Below are 17,653 nucleotides of genomic sequence, written 5' to 3'. Positions count from 1 at the left end.
CGAAGCGGAGCGGCGCGGTCTGAAGCGATGGCAGTAGCGATGCGTCCGGCCCTGATTGTCTGCCGGCGCGTTCTTCCGCCAAAAGTTTTGACTCCTTTCCAGACTCCGCAATTAACCGGACCGTGAGTGTTGAAAGCGACGTTCTGTCTGGGTCGAATGAACTATTCGGACGCGGACGCGTCCAGGGAGCGCTAAATGGTATCGGCGGCAGAGCAGCTTGCTGCAAATGTGAATTGGAGCGCGTTCGGCAAGGCCGAAGAACTCAAGAAGCGCATTTGGTTCACGCTTGGAGCCCTGATCATTTACCGGCTGGGCACTTACATCCCATTGCCGGGCATTGATCCGGCGGCGTTCGAGAAGAATTTTACCGGCAATCAGCAAGGCGTCCTCGAACTGTTCAATATGTTCGCGGGCGGTGCCGTTCAGCGCATGGCGATTTTCGCGCTGAACATCATGCCGTATATTTCAGCGTCGATCATCATTCAGCTGCTGACGTCGGTGTTCCCTACGCTCGAGGCGCTCAAGAAAGAGGGCGAGTCGGGGCGGAAGGTCATCAACCAGTACACACGGTATCTGACCGTCGTCCTCGCTGCGTTTCAGGCCTACGGGATATCGGTGGGGCTTGAGGGGCAACCTGGAGTCGTGACCGAACCGGGGATGTTCTTTCGACTCTCGACAGTCCTGACCCTGACCGGCGGGACCATGTTCCTGATGTGGCTTGGCGAGCAAATCACCTCACGCGGGATCGGCAATGGATCGTCGCTGATCATCTTCGCCGGAATCGTCGCTGCGTTTCCGTCCGCAATCGTCAACACCCTGGAGCTTGGACGGCAGGGCGCCATCTCAACCGGCCTTATCATAGGCGTGATGGTGATGTCGGTCGGCGTGATCGCCTTTATCGTCTTTATGGAGCGCGCGCAGCGGCGTTTGTTAATCACCTATCCCAAACGGCAGCAGGGCAATAAAGTCTATGAGGGCCAGACCTCATTTCTGCCGCTCAAGCTCAATACGTCCGGGGTCATTCCGCCGATTTTCGCCTCCTCGCTCCTGCTGTTGCCCACGACCATTGCGAATTTTTCGCAAAGCCAGGGCGGAACGGGCGTTCTCGCGACCATCACCAGTTATCTGGGTCACGGCCGGCCGTTATATCTCGTGCTTTACGTGACCTTGATTGTGTTCTTCGCGTTCTTCTACACGGCGATTGTGTTCAATCCCACCGAGACAGCGGACAATCTCAAGAAACATGGCGGATTTATTCCGGGCATCCGCCCGGGGGAAAGGACGTCGCAATATATCGATACGATCCTGATGCGGATCACGGTTCTGGGCGCGGGCTATCTTGCGCTGATCTGCCTGCTGCCGGAAATATTGATCTCCTATGCGGCGCTGCCGTTTTATTTCGGCGGCACTTCGCTTCTCATCGTCGTGAGCGTCACCATGGATACCGTGGCCCAGATACTCGGCCATCTCCAGGCTCATCAATATGAAGGCCTTGTGAAGAAATCCAAACTCCGCGGGAAGCGCAGATGAGGCTTGTGCTGCTTGGACCGCCTGGCGCGGGGAAGGGCACTCAGGCGGCGCGGCTGCAACAGAAGCACCGCATCCCGCAATTGTCTACGGGAGACATGCTCCGGGCGGCGGTAAAGGCGAAGACGCCTGTCGGTCTTGAGGCGAAGGCCGTCATGGACAGCGGAGGTCTGGTGCCGGACGAGACGGTCGTGCGCATCATCGCCGAGCGGATCGAGGAAGATGACGCAAAGGATGGTTTCATCCTCGATGGTTTTCCAAGGACGGTTCGTCAGGCCGAAGCTCTGGCTGAGATTCTCCGCGCGAAGACTATAAGCCTTGACGCTGTGATCGAGCTCAAGGTTGACCATGAGGCGCTTCTCGCGCGAATTCAAAAACGCGCGGACGAAACGCTGGCGGGCGGAGCCGCAGTCAGGGCGGACGATAATCCCGAGGCCTTCAAAATTCGTCTTGACGCCTATCACGCCCAGACCGCGCCCGTTTCCGCTTATTATGCGGCGAAAGGCGAGCTCTATGAGGTTGACGGCATGGCGCCTGTGGACGCCGTCTCAGAGGCGATCAACACGGCGCTGGATCGCGCGAAGCGGTCATCACGATAGCCTTCCCGAGGGCGCGCGCGCCAGGGAAGTCGAGCTCAGATGTAAAACATCAGATTCGCCTCGTCTCCTTCGGTGAGGGCGCGCATGTCGGCGAGCGTCCGGTTGTCGAGGACCAGCGCGATCGCATTGCGGGCTTCCAGCATAATGAGCCTTACGCCGCATTTTTTTTCGTCGGCGCAGTCGTCGCAGCGCCGGTATGAGGTGTTGCTGGCGCATTGGATTGGGGCGAGCGGCCCATCGAGGACGCGCACGATATGCCCGACCCTGATCTCATGGGCGGGCTTCGCCAAGGTATAGCCGCCGCCTTTGCCCTTCTTTGAATTGACAAAGCCAGCGTTGCGCAGTTCTCCCAGAATCGTATCGAGAAATTTCTTCGGGATATCGTTGGAAACAGCAATCTCGGTGACGAGAGTGGGTTCTCCAAGTGGACGTCCGGCCAGATGGACCATGGCCTTCAGCCCATATTTGCCTTTTTTAGTGAGCACAAATGACTCCGATGGAGAGCTTCGGTGCGCGAGCCGAAGGGCGGAACGCCAATGATCGCCATTGCTATACCACGGAAATCCCAACAGATATGAGATTTCCACAAAAATGATGGTCTTATCCCGTCTTCCTTACAAGTCACGTTTGAGCTGACTCCGGGAATGTAGAAAATTATCGCCAAGAAAGATCATCGGCTCAGCGTTCCGCTCAGGGCTTGTTCTGGCCAACCGGAAATGACAAAAGACGAGTCCGACTCGAAACAATAGTAAAATAACAGCGGCGAGAACGCTTGCGATTGGGCTGAAATGCAAACACACGAAAACGTCGCCAGCTTTCGCAAGATCAACCTTGGGTCAGACCGCAAATTCGGTTTGACGTTCGCCGCCATCTTTGCTGTTTTTGGCGCTCTCCCATTATTCCGCCATGAGTCGCCCCGATGGGCGCTGATCGTACTGTCCATCGCAATTCTTTGCGCCGCCGTGCTGCGGCCGGGTTGGTTGGCACCTCTGAATCGCGCATGGTTCAAGCTTGGGCTTGTGCTCAATAAAATTGTCGGCCCGATCGTCATGGGCGTTCTTTTTTTTGGCGCCGTCACTCCGTTCGCTTGGCTCCTTCGCAAACAGGGAAAAGACCTTTTGAGCCTTGAACGCAAGCCGGAGGCGGAAAGCTATTGGATCGAACGAGAACCGCCGGGCCCCGCCCGCGGATCACTGACAAAGCAGTTTTAGGAGAAACACATGTCGCTTTTTGCTGAGCTTTTCGAGTTTCTGGGCGCGCGCAAGAAATTCTGGCTGCTGCCTTTGCTGGTGATGTTCCTTCTCTTCGGCGGCCTTTTCGTTCTGAGCCAGGGCTCGGTCGTCGCCCCCTTCATCTACACCCTGTTCTGATCGGCCTCCTATGCTGGTCCTCGGGATTTCCGCATTTTATCACGATAGCGCCGCCGCCCTGATTCGCGACGGCGAGATCATCGCCGCCGCTCAGGAAGAACGCTTCACGCGAAAGAAGCATGACGCGAGCTTTCCGGCTCACGCCATCCGCTATTGCCTCGAAGAGGCAAGGATCGCGAACGGTTCGATTGACCGGGTCGCCTTTTACGAAAAGCCGTTCCTGAAATTCGAACGGCTGATTGAGACCTATCTCGCTTACGCGCCGCAGGGATTTGAGTCGTTTCGCAAGGCTATGCCGCTGTGGATCGGGGAAAAGCTGTTTCAACGCGATCTGCTCGTGCGTGAGCTTGCGGAGATCGCGCCCGGCCTCGGAGACAAGACTCTCCTGCGCTTCAGCGAACATCACTACTCCCATGCGGCTTCCGCCTATTATCCGTCTCCGTTTCAGTCGGCTCTGGTTCTGACGATGGACGGGGTGGGCGAATGGACGACGACCTCGGCTGCGATCGGCCAGGGGAATGATCTCAAGATCATCAAAGAGCTGCACTTTCCGCATTCGCTTGGGTTGTTGTATTCGGCGTTCACCTATTACACAGGCTTCAAAGTCAATTCCGGCGAATACAAAGTGATGGGCCTCGCGCCCTACGGCGAACCGAAATACGCCAAGGCGATCTTCGATCATCTGATCGACGTGAAGCCTGACGGGTCGTTCCGGTTGAATCTCGATTATTTTTCATATTGCACCGGCCTTACGATGACGGGCGCGAAGTTCGACGTCATTTTCGGGGGACCGCCCCGGAAACCCGACGAATTGCTCGAGCAGCGGCATATGGATCTCGCCGCTTCCATACAGGCGGTCACCGAAGAAATCGTCCTGCGCTTGACGCGTTCGCTTGCGGCGCAAACGGGCCTGCGCAATTTGTGCCTGGCGGGCGGCGTCGCGCTGAACTGCGTGGCGAATGGAAAGGTTCTTCGCGACGGGCGCTTCGACAACATCTTTGTTCAGCCGGCCGCAGGAGATGCGGGCGGCGCTCTTGGCGCGGCGCTCGCCGTTTATCACGACGAAACGGGCGCCGACCAGCACGCCCGGCCTACGTCGCAACCTGACGCCATGTCCGGCGCCTATCTGGGACCGAAGTTCGAGCAGGCCGATATCGAACGCAGGCTCACGGCCGCAGGCGCCGTTTTCGAGATCGTTGAAGAAGCCGAACTGATCTCAAAGACCGCCGCGGCGCTCGCCAGCGGGCAGGCGGTCGGCTGGCATCAGGGAAGAATGGAGTTTGGCCCGCGCTCGCTCGGGAATCGCTCGATTCTCGGCGATCCTCGTTCGCCGACGATGCAGAAGGCGCTCAACCTTAAAGTCAAATACCGCGAGAGCTTTCGGCCGTTCGCGCCTTCGGTCTTGCGCGAGCGGGTCGCCGATTGGTTCGAGATCAATTCGGATTCCCCCTACATGCTTCTGGTGGCCGGAGTGAAATCAGAACATTGCCGGAAGATGTCGAACGAGGAACAGGCTTTGTTTGGCATCGACAAGCTGAATGTGACGCGGTCGGATATTCCCGCGGTGACTCACGTCGATTATTCAGCCCGCATCCAGACCGTCCATCACGAGACGAACCCGCGCTTCCATGCCTTGATCAGCCAGTTTGAAAAGCTCACAGGTTGTCCTGTCCTTATCAACACAAGTTTCAACGTGCGCGGCGAACCGATCGTCTGCACCCCGGAAGACGCCTTCGCCTGCTTTATGGGCAGCGAGATCGAATTCCTCGCCGTTGGCGATTGCGTGCTGCACAAGGACCGGCAGAATCCCGATCTCGCCCTAGACTACAAGAACGCCTTCGAACTTGATTGATCTCGCTTGCGGCGTCGAACTCAGTCAGGGCCCTGTAGCCGGCAAGCTGTTCGCGCCCGATTGAATGCGCGATTCGGACAGCACGCCTGAAATGTTGTGTTCGATATAATCTTTAAGCAGAGCGGCCCGGAGCCGGTTTGCCAGCGGCGTTGGATGACCGTCACCCTGGATCTCGATCACGGCGCCCCGGCTTGCCTCCTGCACGAGTGAGGCGTCGACCACATACCCGCCGGTTTCTCGCAACCGATCGATCACCATCTCGTTGGTGAAACCCGTTCTGGCGAGATACGCATCCGCGACACGTATATACGGAATCAGAGTGGGCGCGCCGTATTTCGTTTTGGCGAGGCGGACGGCTTCTTTGAGGATGCGGATATAAAGCTCGACGTCATTGTGATTGATTTGGTTGACGATCGGAGACGCGAACGCGCGATACGCTGCGGAATTTTCGAACCATTCCCGGGTCCATAAGCGGGGTCCGGCGAAACATCGTCCCTGAAATGAAACGGCGTCGTCGAGAAGCGTGTAGCGAGGGGCGCTGGCTGTCCACGAGGCCTTGCACGACGTGCGTTCGGCATGGAAGGCCGCCGTCTGGAAGATGAAAAGCTTTGGATTCGCGCCGATGACATGATCGAACAGCCCTGTTTCTTCTTCGCGCAGAAATTGCGCGGGGCTGTAACCGCTGAAGCCGATATTGAGGACGCTCTGGCCAGCGTTCAGAAGGTTCGCGAATTGCTGTGGTAATGTATCTTGATCATTCACGCCAAGGCCGAATGTAAACGAATCGCCGAAAAAGACGATCGCAGGTCCACCCTTGGCCGCTCGCACCTCGCGTAGAAGGTTCGAATCGATCGTGTAATCGACTTTGAAGACATTGGCCTTGGACTTAGGATCTTTTTTTTCGTGGTGATAGACGCCTGGGTGTCCCGGCGCGACGCCGAGTATCGGATGGTTGGTGTAGAAACCCTCCGCGACGGTGTTCAATTCCGACGTTTCAGAAAATGCCGCTCCCGCTTCGGCCAGGGTCAGGGCGAGAGCGATGGAAGCGGCGACGATCACGCCGTCGCGCAGCCCGCGCCGGGTGAGCGTCGCAAGGACGGCGAACAGAAAAAAGACGGCGGTGAAGGTCAACAGCCGAAACCCCCGGAAAGGGTGGAACGCCTCGAGGCCGGCGATGACGGCCAACAAGATCGCGATCGCTGAAATTCGAAATAACATCGTTTTCCGGCCGGTCATGAATAAGAGCCTCATGTTTCTACGTTCGACTGGTTCAGTGATGATCGCCGATTCACCGCGAAACGAGGACGCCGGGCAAATTTTCGTCGATGTAGGATTTCAGCAGCGCCGCGCGCAGGCGGTTCGCAAGCGGAGTAGGGTGTCCGTCGCCCTGTATATTCAGGGGAAGGCCTCGCGTCGCCTCGTCCGTGAGCGCCGCATCGAGCACGTAAGCTCCGCCAGCGCGAAAGCGGTCGATGAGCGCTTGGTTGGTGAAGCCTGTTCCAGCAAAATAAGACTCCGAGACCGGAAGATAGGGGATGAGCGTGGGAACGCCGTACTTCACATTGGCCAAGCGGACAGCTTCGAGAAGAACCCGAATGTAGAGCTCGATATCGTCGTGCTTGACCCTGCTGAAAATCGGCGAGGCGAACACCCGGTAGGCCGCGGAGTTTCCCAGCCATTCGCGAAGCCAGAGCCTCGCCCCGCTGAGGCATGGGCCTCGGTACGCGACAGCGCTTCCGGCAAGATCGTAGCGGGGCGCATTTGCTGTCCATGAGGCGTTGCAGGACGTTCGTTCGGCGTGCCAGGCGGCGGTCATGAAGACAAACAGTTTCGGGTGCGCGCCGATGACCTGATCGAACAGTCCCGTTTCCTCTTCGCGCAGGAATTGTTGAGGACTGTAGCCGTTGAAGCCAAGGTTCAGGACGCTCTGGTCTGGCCCCAGCAGGTCTGCGAATTGCTGGGGCAGCGTATCGGAATCATTGACGCCAGTGCCGAACGTAAAAGAATCACCAAAGAAAACGACCGGCGAATCGCTCTTCGCGCCGCGAACGTCGCGGAGGAGGTTGGCGTTGATGGTGTAATCGACGTTGAAAATTGTGGCGCCGGTCGAGGTGTCTGTCTTTTCCGAATGAAAGCGTCCGGCGTGTCCTGGCCCCCAGCCGATTTCGGGTCTGTACACCGACCATCCTTCCGTCGTCACCAGCGATTGTTGCGGTTCGGACCTGATCGCCACGGCCTCGACGACGCAGAGGCCGAAGGCGATTGAAGCCAGGACGATGAGAAAATCGCGGCTGGCTCCGCGGCGAAGGGAAGCTGCGTCGCAGATGAGCAAAAAAACCAGGATGAAGGTGATCAGCCGGAAATTCGAGAGAAGATGCCGAATCGGCACGTACGCCTCAATCAAAGCGATGAGGACAATCAACACCGGAATTGCGAGGATGCGCAGCTTTAAAGAGATTTGTCTGGCCACAATTCCGCCCATTGGAAGCAGGGGAGCAAAAAGCAAGAAGGGGAACAAAAAGAAGGGCTCATACGATAGCCGGCATCGTGATGTCCAGCGGCGGGCGTCCTCCGGCTTTCTTGGTCGCCAGACCCGGGGGCGCTTATCCACAATTTCATTGCCGCATCGGCTTTTGCGGCAAGGTCAGAATGTTATCTTGAGCGGGGTTCCGTTGCGGGCGCGTCTGATTCTCGCGTATCGGGTCAGGGTCAAGACCGCTGCCGGCTCGCGGGGAGCGGAACTCGGAGGGTGGGTCTTGAACGACGAAAGTTTCGTATCTCCCCGATTGTTCGTCGAAGCAGGGTCATCGCAGGCCGAGACCCTTTCGCTTGTCGAAGTCTCGGGCCTTGTAAAATGGTTCGACGCCGGAAAAGGGTATGGATTCGTAACCCCCGATCAAGGCGGCGCGGACGTTTTGCTGCATGTCACCACGTTGCGTAAGGACGGTTTCGAACTCGCGCTCGAGGGCGCTCGCGTCGTCGGCGAAGCCGTCCGGCGCGCCAAAGGGCTCCAGTTCTTGAAAGTGATCTCGATAGACCTTTCGAGCGCCGCGCATCCTGAAATCCGGCCATCCGCTGCGCGGTTCGCCTCAGCGCCGTCGGGAGGGTTTGAGGTCGCCATCGTCAAATGGTTCAACCGGACCCGCGGATTTGGCTTCCTCACCCGCGGAGATGGAACCGGCGATATTTTCATTCATATGGAAACGCTCCGCCATTACGGGATCGGCGAAGTGCAGCCCGGCGAAAGCCTTCTGGTGCGTTTTGGCGACGGGCCGAAGGGGCTGATCGCCGTTGAGGTGCGGGCGCTCAACGCCGCCGCGTCGCGTTCGCATTGATCGAATTCCGCGGGACTTGTCTCGTCTCCACAGGACTTGCCTCGGCGGTCGATTGCGCGCTAATCGACTTCGAGCAGGCCTAAATTCCATTGGCGCGGCGGGATTTCGACGTGACACATCTTTTCAACCCGGCGGCGCGGGTTTTCATGGCGCTTTTTGCCCTGTTCCTGCTTGTGGAGACGGCGATCGTCATGCCGTCCGCCGCAATCGCCCAGAACCGCATCGTCGAAGCGCAGGGCGCGCTTGAATCTCGGGCCTGGCTCGAAGCTAAAGGCGGTCTTGAACCTCTCGAAATCATCACCTCGACCGGACCGCATGACTTTCTGGTCGAAATGGCCCGCACGGAAGGGCAACGCGAGCATGGCCTGATGTTCCGAAGATCTATGCCGCCGGATCGCGGCATGTTGTTTGGATTTGAATCGGAACGGCCCGTGACGATGTGGATGAAGAATACCTATTTGCCGCTCGATATGATCTTTATCGGCAAAACCGGGAAGGTCGTCGGGCTCGCGGAAAACACCGAGCCTTTGTCGGAAAAGATCATTCCTTCAGGCGCGCCCGCGTTTTCGGTCCTCGAAGTGAACGCCGGCGTCTCGGCGCGGATCGGTTTGAAAATCGGCGATCTCGTGCGGCATCCTCTTTTCGCGAAATAGTGTTTTTGCGAAAAGAGGATCCGTTTCAGCCTCGCAATGGTCCCGCGTCGTGGTTCTCCGGGGCCGCCTGCGGACAGCCGACCTTGTCCGGGCGGACGCTGCGTGATAGCGAGAAGCTCCTCGAGGCGGCGGGTCCATTTCGGCAGCCGGGGTATAGCGCAGTCTGGTAGCGCGGAAGTTTTGGGAACTTCAGGTCGCAGGTTCGAATCCTGCTGCCCCGACCAACGAGGTTCGATGGAATGCGGCGAGCGCGTGACCGGTCTGACGCAGGTTCGCCGCGTGGCCCCGATCACTTTGAAAACAGGAGCCCTTGAATGACGGCACGGATCTATCGGCCCGCAAGGACCGCGACACAATCGGGTCAGGCGCGCACAAAGCTTTGGGTTCTCGAATTTGAACCAGCGGAGGCGCGGGAGATCGAGCCGCTGATGGGCTGGACGAGTTCGGGGGATATGAAAAGCCAGGTGCGCTTGAAATTCGGGAGCAAGGAAGAGGCGATCGCCTACGCCCAGAAAAACGGCTTGACCTACCGGGTCGAGGAACCAAAACTTCATCCGCGAACGATTCAATCCTATTCCGACAATTTCAAATCCACCCGCCTCGGCCAATGGACACATTGAGCGTTTGCGCGACGGCTCGACCCCGTAGCTCAGCTGGATAGAGCAGCCGCCTTCTAAGCGGCAGGCCGCAGGTTCGAACCCTGCCGGGGTCGCCATTTAAATCAAAGAGTTGCACAAAAGTTATCGACTAATATTTTAGATGATTTTAACCTAGGGTAACCCCACGGGTAACGCTAAGAAAACGCCTCTCGGCTCACGAAATTGTGATGAAAAGCAACTTCGCTATTGCTTGGTTCAGCTATTCCTCGCGTTCGCACCACCCTGCGTGGCCGAGCCCGCGATCCACTACGCCCCGTCGGAAAACCTTGAGCGGATCGATGTCGGCTTGATCGATGGCGCACAGCGCGAGATCGACATGGCGGCCTACGTCCTGACCGATTGGCCCGTGATCGAGGCGCTGACCCGCGCGGCCAATCGGGGCGTCGCCGTGCGTATCATCCTCGACGGCGCCCAACTCGGCCAACGCGCGCCGACAGGCCCGTTCCAAGACCTCGCCGGAACGCCAACCGTGCAGATCCGTGTCAAGCCCGCGCACAAGCCGCCGATGCACCTGAAAGCCTATGAGATCGACGGCTCGACCTTGCGCATGGGCGCCGCGAACTTTTCCGCATCTGGCCTCAAAATGCAGAATAATGATTTGATCGTGATCGATAGCCCCGATGCAGCGATAAGCTTTAAGCGCAATTTTGAGGTGATTTGGAAAAGGCTAGAAACCTTAAAATGAAGCGGTTTATTTTAGTGGTTTCATTTCTTGTAGCAATGCAAGAAGTTACGCGAGCCTTGGCTTGCTCAGGTTGCGGCTGTCGTGGTGGCCCAGGCTATCGGGGCCCAGATGGAAAATGTGTCGGCTGGGGCAATATCGGCAAGGTGTGCGGCTCGCCGCCGACCAAGAATTGCGTCGCCGAAGGACCGAACACCGGGGCCGAGGATGCGGCCGAACACGAAGTGAAGGCGCACGAGTTGAAGAGACCGTAGGCGCACCACGCTTGGGCGGTGCCCCGTAAGATCAGGCTTCGACCACGGAGATCGATCCTTCGGACCGCCGTTCGCAAGGGGCGGCAAGTCGAAGGAATCGACGATCCCAATTTTGGGGAGGTTAATCTCGACGCTCTGGCTTGACCAGTCGAGGCCGATCTTCTGACGTAGCGCGCGCCATCGGCCGCCGGCGCGACTAATTCAGCCTCAACCGGCGATCATCATGTTTCTTCGCCGCAGGGATCTTGGCGATCGAAACGTCAGGTAATTCTCGAAGAATTGAACGTGTCTTCTCGAGACTCGTCTCAACCTGGTAACCCGCTGCCTCTGCAGCCTCAAGCTCACGCAGCCGCTCCCAAAGGACGTAGAAAATCCGGGCCTTCAAATTTATAATGGCGTCCCTCCAACAGAGTTCCCAGATTCGAGGATTCAGGACGCGAGAAGGTCGCGGATGATCGACTGCGCCACGGTTTTGAATTCGCCAAGATCGGCCAATGTCGCCTTCAGGCGGAATTCGGGAAGCGTCGTCGCCCGGATGCCTGCGAACCGTTCGATGGATTTATATGACTTATCGCCATCCGCTGTTTCGGCTTCCTGAGCCCTTGAAAGCGCTTTTCGGGCAGCCTGATTGTCTTCGTCCACCCGCACCGCCCTTTCGGCAATGGCGAGCCGACGAAGCGTCTTCGAGAACGCGACGTAGGTTTTCTCAACCTCAGCCAGCGCCGCAATCAGTTCAGGGTTGACATCCGTGGTTAGGTCCAACTTGGCCGCAGCGGCTGAGCGGAGGAATGCGCGGCGGGTGGAAGGCAAGTCGCGAGCGACTGCCGGAACGGTGTTGTTCGGCATTGTAGTTCTCCAAGATTTGAATCGAAATGTTTGCTCGACGGTCCAGTCGAGCGTTTGTTTAGTCGCCCGTCGTGACGGCGAAGGAGTCGCCATCGATCTGGATCACGGTCTTGCCGTGCTTGATCAGCGCGGAGAATTGCTCACCAGCCGAGACAAGGCGAAGGGTCCGGCCTGACGTTCCGACCTCGCCAGCGATGCGCTCGGCTTCGGCTTCGAGGCGCTGCATCGCCCGCCCCGCCATTGAGGCCGCGTGGCGGACGCCATGAAGTTCGCGAGACGCCGAGGCTATGGAAATGTCTGTGCTTTTCGGTTTGGACATTATGGCCATCCTTGAATTAAATACGCCAAGGTGATATAAATATCTCATGTTTGCCATAAGTCAAGAGGAAGCATCCATAATGAGTGATAGTGCTCAAGTTACCGGCCGACAAATTGCGGCGGCGAGAGCGCTTACAGGCATGGATCAAGCGACTTTGGCGCAGCGGTCAAAGATTTCGGTCCAGACGTTGCGGCGCATGGAGGCGGCCGAAGGCGCTCCGAATGGGTACGCGAACAATATCTTCGCCGTTATAGCCGCCCTTGTCTCCGCCGGCGTGATTTTCATCGACGAGAACGGCGAGGGTCCAGGCGTTCGATTAAAGAAGAGGCCATTGGCGGTCGCGGAAATTACCGAAAAGATTGAGGCGTTGGACCAGACGATCGCGACCCTCAACGTCGAAGGGGAACCCAGCCCCGAAACAGGCATGAATCAGTTACGGAAGGCGTTGGCCAAGAACCAGCGAACGAAGCTCAAGAACCGGCGCGCTATGAAAAGCGCAAAGCCAAAGTGAGAAAGGGAAGGCTAAAATGAGCAGGTTCCGCAACGCCCTTGCGCGGCTACATTATGCCAACATGAACGATGCAATGCGCGAAGCCTATGATTACGCATTAGCTCTAGACGTCGCGGCTGATTGATGAGACGGCCCCTCGCGACCCTATTGTTTGCAACGCAGATTGCGATGAGCCGCCACTTCTTACCATCGGTTTTGGCGTGCATTGCGTTTGCCTTACCGGCCGCAGCGAAAGCCGAAAAACACTTCAAAGAGTATCAAGGAGACCAACCGAGTAGACGCAAATCTAGCTTGCCCGCATTCGATGCCGTCGATTTTATCGTCGATGGCGTCGAACATCTTGGACAGGCGGTGGCGGTTACTGGTTGCTACCTAATTCAAGCCAATGACTGGATGTTTTTTTGCGCCGCCTACTCCACTGACAAGAGACATCTTGGCAACATTACGCTCGATAGCAAATCGATGAATAGGGAAAGTCTTAGACGTGCGCTAAACAATTGTAATGGAATAGACGCCGACGACGCTTGTTTCGTCGATGTCTACGGCGACGCCTACGACCCTTTAGCCCCGAGATCCGATCACCCAGAAACGCCACAACCTGAAGCTTGGTTGAAAAACGTCGTGATCAAATGGAAAGACTAACGAGAATCAAGGTGTGATCGTGAATCGAGTTAACAACCGCCATGGCGTGCCGGCCGCCAAAGCCCATGCGCTCAGGTGTGGAATACGAATCAAATTGAATAGGGCCTAGAATGAGAACGTCGATCATGTAATTTTGCAGCGGTTAATGATCTTCAAAGATGCGTTTTGATGATGAATTCCCGTCCGATGGAAGCCGGGAACTTCCCGCAAATCGTCAGGCTCGGGCGGCGGCTGCAACATCATCTTCCGAACGCCGTATTTGTCATAATCCCACATCTGGCCCGGATCTTTGAAATCAGGCAATGCCGACGCGCGCCCTGATGGGGCTGGCGCCTTCGGTTTTGTATAATTCTCAGCGGCCATTCATCTAAGTCCTTTAAACCGCAACCAGCCCAGCGTCGGGAGGCGTCCACGCACTCGCGCCGTCGTGATAAGGCGCCTGCGTCGGATGCGTCGCCTTCGCGACCATTCTGCGGGTTGTCGAACGATGTATCTCTTCGCCGTCGAGATACATTACGTTTTCAATCGTGGGGGATTGGTTCGCCCTGCGATATGGCGCGACGTGACGTCCGCCGCGGGATTCCTGCGGCTCGACATGCCATTTTTCCCAAGGCATCGGAAACTTAAGGCCAAACCGACCCGCGTTTTGATGCGCCCAGCCGAGATCGCCGCCAAGGTCCGCCGCGATGCCGCGCGTATGGTTTGAATGGCGGGCAACCCAATGGCCGGAACCATTTGAGTTTGCAAAAAGAGCATTTTGATGCGCTTGTGAGCGCCAGCCCGACTTGATCGAAAGAGAATGGCCAGACGCGTTGCCCGCCGCCATCATCGCGGCGAGGCGATGGCGAAATTCCGGGTTCATGTTGCTGACGCCGGCGCCGCCGGAAAGATCGGCGCTGCCGAGAGAGGCCTTATGAATCAGATTGGCGTCAATCCCGGACCCGCCCCCGCCGCCATCATAGCTATTTAGATGCAGTAAGCCGCCAATCGTGCTGCCAAGCGATGTGATCTTCCCCCAAAGCCATGCTAGCGATTCGCCAAACGCCTTGATGCTGCCGACAAGCTCTTTCCATGCGAAAGCGCCAAGCGTGCCGATAGCAATCGCGAGCGCCGGGATACCCAGCGGCCCGATCATCGAGGCGACCGCCGCCGTCACCATGATAGCGCCGAGCCCGGCAATCGCCCCGCCCAATACGCCAAACCCAATGCCCAAATTTTGAACCGTGTCAGGATGCGCGTTGGCCCACGCGCCGGTCTTTTCGAAGAATTCCGTCACGGATTTCATGATGGGGAGGGCGGCTTGCATCAGCGGCGCGCCGATCGACTGCATCATGCTTTCGAACTGGTTGCCGAACGCTTCCTTGACGCCCTTCGGGTTTTTCGAGGTGAAATCCTTGTACGCTTCCTCGATCGGCTTGACCTGCCCAGCGAGGCCCATATCTTTCATTTGCTGATCTAGGAATCCCTGATTGCCGAACATCTCGATGAGTTTCGACGAGTTGCGGTTCGGCGAGAACTTGGAAATCAGGTTCTGGAACGTCGCCTCGTCACCGCCGGCCATTTTCATCAAGGCCGGATAGATGACATCCTTGATCCAGCCCGGCAGATCGCCCGCATGCTCAAGCGAACCCTTCATGGCGCCCGGCGCGAGCTGGAGCCTTCCGCCGCCAAAGCCAGTTTTCGTCGTCTTGCTCAAATCAAGCAAGCCTGCATCGGCCATGACGGCCGCTTGCTGCTTGGACAGCGTGGACGCGCCCATTTGCAATTGCTGCAAGGTCATGGCGGTCGTGCCGGCGCCGGAGCCGCCCAAATCAGCAGCCAGAACGGAAAGAGGCCCGAGGGCCTTGTCGATATCGGCGTTCATGAACGCCGTGCCGCCGCGCCGGGCCAAAAGCTGGAAATCGTTCGCGGTCAGCTTTCCGCCAAACGCCGTAATGTACGAAAACGCCTTGTCCGTGAAATCCTTAAGCCGCTCTGGATTGGTCGAAATGCCCTTCATTTCCGCCGAGCGCAGGAGCTTGTAATATTCTCCGCTTGATTGCTTGCCCATCGAATTCGACAAGAGCGCGTCAACCATCAACGCGCGCGGGGCCAGCGCCGCCGCGCCCGACGTTGTGCCGGTGACAGCGCGCAGTTCGTTCGCTGTCTTGAGGTATTCGGCAGCCGTCGAAGTCGGGATGGCTTTCGCGATCTGATTGTAATAATCAGCCTGGAGTTTCAAGACCTCGTTCGCGGCCATGCCATTGCGCTGGAGCTTGTCTTGCTGGTCAAGCAGCTTGTCGCCGTAATCCGCGACGCCCTTAAGCACGGCGCCAATCCCGACCCCGCCCGCAATGCCCAACCCGCCAAAAATGAGAGCCGACGTGCGACTGAAACTGGACATCGTCTTTTCGAGGCGTGCAAAGGACCCTTCGAGATGTAGAACATCTTTTGCGAGCGCTGCGAGCCCCGCCGAGGCTCTGTTCTCAAGCGATAATCGAGTATATATCTCGTACACTTGCATGTAATTCTAGCCCCGTAGACGATCAATGCAGATCCGGTTGAAAACAATTGCCGCGGCGAATCCAAAGTTGAGTTCGGGCGGTTCGTCAGGCGCGCCGTCAGGGCGAACAACAAGCATTCGCAACGTTTCGTCTTTTGAAACGCTCACAACCAATATGCGCCAAGAGTGACCCGTCGATGGAGGCAGCGCAAGACCGCCCGAAATCGCGGCAAGTTCATAACCAAGGTCACCGTGCGACGATCGCATGATCGTCTCCACTTCGCCCTCCCCCGGCGCCCTGATGCGATAGTTCCGATTTGGGTTGCGCTTGAACCAAGCTCGGTCAACACTGATTACCTGGTCCATCACTTCAACCCTGCATCAAAATGGAACTGGAGGCGCACCCCATTGGGGACGCCTCCAGCAGCCTACGCCCGACCGCCCAGGGGACGGAGAGAGAACCCATCGGCCGAGCGCATAGATGGCGGAATGCCCGCGCCAAATATAGCGCGGTGCTCTCGACGTTAAAGCCGCCGCCATGACTGTCTGACGCCCCCAGGACGCCAGCCTTCTGCCTACCAACGGGGCGGAGGAAACCGCTAAATAACCAAACGCCGCCGTCGATTGGCAAAACTTTTTTCATCCGGTCACACCTGCCATTGTCGCTCGCATATGTTCCGCTCTGACCTTGGCGCGCAGGTCGGCGTTGTCTTTGTGCGAGTATAGATAGGTGTAGCTGCCCGCATACGTTTGCCCCGGATGCGCCCGCATGTGGTCGACAGCCAGACTATGGAGTCGAGCATGAGCCGGCCCTATGAATTCGGGTTCCGGATCGGACGGCGCGTCCTCAACTTTGATCGTCGGGCGCGTGGCGCGAATGGCGTCGCGGATGGGATTCTCGATGAAGGCTTCGCCCTGGATCGCCGCCAAGGGCTTGCCCGCGGCAACATTTCGCTCCTCAAGCTTCACGCGTTCGCGTAGCTCGCGGTTTTTCGGGTCCGAGAATGCTAGAGCATAGGCCTGTTCAAATGTGAGCGTCCCGTTCGCCGCGAGCATGGCGTCGCGGGCAAGCCCTTCGATCTCCAGCCCAGCGGGACCCCTCCGCGGCACGAAGTCCTGCTCTGGCGTCGCAGGAGGTGGCATTTCGCGACCGGGAGCGACTTTCAACGCGGAATACATCCGCTGTCCTATCTCATCATCCGTAATTGTTCGCGTAAATGCTTGCTCCATGGACTCGTTTGGTCCGCGTAAACGCTCAGCGCGCTTCGAAAGCGCAGTATAGATTTCGTGCTTTTGATATGTCATGTCACGCCGCCTTTGTTGATTTGTTCAGCCGCGCTGACGCCCGCATTCGGACATGGCGCGACCAGCCTTCAATAACGTCCCGAAAGTCGCGGCGGGCGTGCGGGGGCAGATGTTCAATCCGCAAATCGGTCGGCATCAAAGCCGCCTTCATCGCGGACTGCATGTTGGTTTTTACGAGCGCATAGCTCGTCGGAGCGTAGCCGAGCAACTCCAGCCGCCGGAAATCGTTCGTCAACTCGCTGTACTTCGCAATGAATTTGTCGAGCGCCTGCTGTAGCTGGTCGCCCCTCTTGGCGAAATCATCCAACAGCGCCAGCGCTTGCCGGGCCTTCTCGCGTTCCGACTCGGCGGCCTCAGCTGTTGTCGCAAGATCAACCCGACGTTTCGCTTCACTCACCGCAACCTCAATGGAGCGAATTTCCAAGCTCGCCGCCGACGCCTTTGAATTGAGCGCGTCAAGGGTCTTCCGAGCGCCAGCGTCATCGCAATGCGCTGCAAATGAAACACCCACGATCTCAACGTCGATCCCCGCAGCCTTCTTCCGTGCAGCCTCCAGCTTTTCGTTCAGGTCGACCAATATGGCCCGCGCCTCGTCAATCAGAGTAGTCATGTGTGCT

20 protein-coding genes and 2 tRNA genes are annotated in these 17,653 nt (G+C 57.8%); 13 read left to right on the top strand and 9 right to left on the bottom strand.

Annotated elements, in window-relative coordinates; all coding sequences use genetic code 11:
• Positions 1 to 195 precede the first annotated feature (195 nt).
• A complete protein-coding gene (secY, locus tag BM177_RS07580) occupies positions 196 to 1,530 on the top strand; it encodes a preprotein translocase subunit SecY (RefSeq protein ID WP_091680659.1) in 1,335 nt (444 codons plus the stop codon).
• Positions 1,527 to 2,126, top strand: coding sequence for an adenylate kinase (locus BM177_RS07575; RefSeq protein ID WP_091680658.1), 600 nt, complete (start codon positions 1,527 to 1,529; stop codon positions 2,124 to 2,126). The genes secY and BM177_RS07575 overlap by 4 nt, the downstream gene beginning before the upstream one ends.
• Positions 2,127 to 2,161: 35 nt before the next feature.
• On the opposite strand, the gene BM177_RS07570 is transcribed toward BM177_RS07575, so the two are convergent.
• Positions 2,162 to 2,611 carry an RrF2 family transcriptional regulator gene (locus BM177_RS07570; RefSeq protein ID WP_091680873.1) on the bottom strand — a complete coding sequence of 150 codons (450 nt, stop codon included), beginning with the start codon at positions 2,609 to 2,611 and terminating at the stop codon, positions 2,162 to 2,164.
• Between the two features lie 303 nt (positions 2,612 to 2,914).
• Between BM177_RS07570 and BM177_RS07565 the strand changes: the two genes are divergently transcribed.
• The 3 genes from BM177_RS07565 to BM177_RS07555 are packed head-to-tail and all read left to right on the top strand — an operon-like array spanning position 2,915 to position 5,348.
• On the top strand, positions 2,915 to 3,337 hold the full coding sequence (locus BM177_RS07565) for a hypothetical protein (protein ID WP_091680656.1): 423 nt from the start codon (positions 2,915 to 2,917) through the stop codon (positions 3,335 to 3,337).
• 9 nt (positions 3,338 to 3,346) lie between these two features.
• Positions 3,347 to 3,496, top strand: a complete 150-nt coding sequence (locus BM177_RS19975; protein ID WP_091680653.1) for a DUF5989 family protein — start codon at positions 3,347 to 3,349, stop codon at positions 3,494 to 3,496.
• Between the two features lie 10 nt (positions 3,497 to 3,506).
• Complete coding sequence (locus tag BM177_RS07555) at positions 3,507 to 5,348, top strand: carbamoyltransferase family protein (RefSeq protein WP_091680651.1); 1,842 nt, start codon at positions 3,507 to 3,509, stop codon at positions 5,346 to 5,348.
• Between the two features lie 24 nt (positions 5,349 to 5,372).
• Here BM177_RS07555 and BM177_RS07550 read toward each other — a convergent pair whose 3' ends face one another.
• Both BM177_RS07550 and BM177_RS07545 read right to left on the bottom strand, forming a co-directional pair.
• Positions 5,373 to 6,584: an SGNH/GDSL hydrolase family protein gene (locus tag BM177_RS07550; protein WP_091680648.1), complete on the bottom strand. Its 1,212-nt coding sequence runs from the start codon at positions 6,582 to 6,584 to the stop codon at positions 5,373 to 5,375.
• A gap of 52 nt (positions 6,585 to 6,636) precedes the next feature.
• Positions 6,637 to 7,818, bottom strand: a complete 1,182-nt coding sequence (locus tag BM177_RS07545; RefSeq protein WP_244532195.1) for an SGNH/GDSL hydrolase family protein — start codon at positions 7,816 to 7,818, stop codon at positions 6,637 to 6,639.
• 187 nt (positions 7,819 to 8,005) lie between these two features.
• Here BM177_RS07545 and BM177_RS20540 point away from each other — a divergent pair, with 187 nt between their 5' ends.
• The 6 genes from BM177_RS20540 to BM177_RS07515 all read left to right on the top strand — a co-directional run bounded on the left by BM177_RS20540 (position 8,006) and on the right by BM177_RS07515 (position 10,680).
• On the top strand, positions 8,006 to 8,683 hold the full coding sequence (locus BM177_RS20540; protein WP_425284379.1) for a cold-shock protein: 678 nt from the start codon (positions 8,006 to 8,008) through the stop codon (positions 8,681 to 8,683).
• Between the two features lie 110 nt (positions 8,684 to 8,793).
• Entirely contained in the window at positions 8,794 to 9,336 is a 543-nt protein-coding gene (locus tag BM177_RS07535; RefSeq protein WP_244532194.1) for a DUF192 domain-containing protein, read from the top strand.
• A 147-nt stretch (positions 9,337 to 9,483) separates the two neighbouring features.
• Positions 9,484 to 9,560, top strand: a tRNA-Pro gene (locus BM177_RS07530).
• A 90-nt stretch (positions 9,561 to 9,650) separates the two neighbouring features.
• Complete coding sequence (locus tag BM177_RS07525) at positions 9,651 to 9,956, top strand: ETC complex I subunit (RefSeq protein WP_091680643.1); 306 nt, start codon at positions 9,651 to 9,653, stop codon at positions 9,954 to 9,956.
• Between the two features lie 18 nt (positions 9,957 to 9,974).
• Positions 9,975 to 10,051, top strand: a tRNA-Arg gene (locus BM177_RS07520).
• 170 nt (positions 10,052 to 10,221) lie between these two features.
• The gene (locus BM177_RS07515) at positions 10,222 to 10,680 is read left to right on the top strand and encodes a phospholipase D-like domain-containing protein (RefSeq protein ID WP_091680641.1); all 459 of its coding nucleotides are present in this window, start codon (positions 10,222 to 10,224) and stop codon (positions 10,678 to 10,680) included.
• Positions 10,681 to 11,360: 680 nt separating this feature from the next.
• Here BM177_RS07515 and BM177_RS07500 read toward each other — a convergent pair.
• Positions 11,361 to 11,777 carry a hypothetical protein gene (locus tag BM177_RS07500; RefSeq protein WP_091680633.1) on the bottom strand — a complete coding sequence of 139 codons (417 nt, stop codon included), beginning with the start codon at positions 11,775 to 11,777 and terminating at the stop codon, positions 11,361 to 11,363.
• 58 nt (positions 11,778 to 11,835) lie between these two features.
• Positions 11,836 to 12,096 (bottom strand): hypothetical protein, encoded by a 261-nt coding sequence (locus BM177_RS07495; protein WP_091680630.1) that lies wholly within the window; start codon positions 12,094 to 12,096, stop codon positions 11,836 to 11,838.
• Between the two features lie 154 nt (positions 12,097 to 12,250).
• Between BM177_RS07495 and BM177_RS21105 the strand changes: the two genes are divergently transcribed.
• Both BM177_RS21105 and BM177_RS07485 read left to right on the top strand, forming a co-directional pair.
• Positions 12,251 to 12,607 carry a hypothetical protein gene (locus tag BM177_RS21105; RefSeq protein WP_425284378.1) on the top strand — a complete coding sequence of 119 codons (357 nt, stop codon included), beginning with the start codon at positions 12,251 to 12,253 and terminating at the stop codon, positions 12,605 to 12,607.
• Positions 12,608 to 12,775: 168 nt separating this feature from the next.
• Positions 12,776 to 13,249, top strand: coding sequence for a hypothetical protein (locus BM177_RS07485; RefSeq protein WP_139223549.1), 474 nt, complete (start codon positions 12,776 to 12,778; stop codon positions 13,247 to 13,249).
• A 123-nt stretch (positions 13,250 to 13,372) separates the two neighbouring features.
• On the opposite strand, the gene BM177_RS07480 is transcribed toward BM177_RS07485, so the two are convergent.
• The 4 genes from BM177_RS07480 to BM177_RS07460 form a co-directional block, all read right to left on the bottom strand.
• Positions 13,373 to 13,612 (bottom strand): hypothetical protein, encoded by a 240-nt coding sequence (locus BM177_RS07480; protein WP_091680624.1) that lies wholly within the window; start codon positions 13,610 to 13,612, stop codon positions 13,373 to 13,375.
• A gap of 13 nt (positions 13,613 to 13,625) precedes the next feature.
• Positions 13,626 to 15,632 (bottom strand): M15 family metallopeptidase, encoded by a 2,007-nt coding sequence (locus BM177_RS07475; protein WP_091680622.1) that lies wholly within the window; start codon positions 15,630 to 15,632, stop codon positions 13,626 to 13,628.
• Positions 15,633 to 16,370: 738 nt separating this feature from the next.
• Positions 16,371 to 16,910: a hypothetical protein gene (locus BM177_RS07465; RefSeq protein WP_091680617.1), complete on the bottom strand. Its 540-nt coding sequence runs from the start codon at positions 16,908 to 16,910 to the stop codon at positions 16,371 to 16,373.
• Between the two features lie 127 nt (positions 16,911 to 17,037).
• Positions 17,038 to 17,646: a hypothetical protein gene (locus BM177_RS07460; RefSeq protein WP_091680614.1), complete on the bottom strand. Its 609-nt coding sequence runs from the start codon at positions 17,644 to 17,646 to the stop codon at positions 17,038 to 17,040.
• Positions 17,647 to 17,653 lie beyond the last annotated feature (7 nt).

Source organism: Methylocapsa palsarum (genome assembly GCF_900114285.1).
Classification (GTDB): domain Bacteria; phylum Pseudomonadota; class Alphaproteobacteria; order Rhizobiales; family Beijerinckiaceae; genus Methylocapsa; species Methylocapsa palsarum.
Note: the sequence above shows the minus strand (reverse complement) of the source record. Positions and strands in the feature narration are given on the sequence as shown.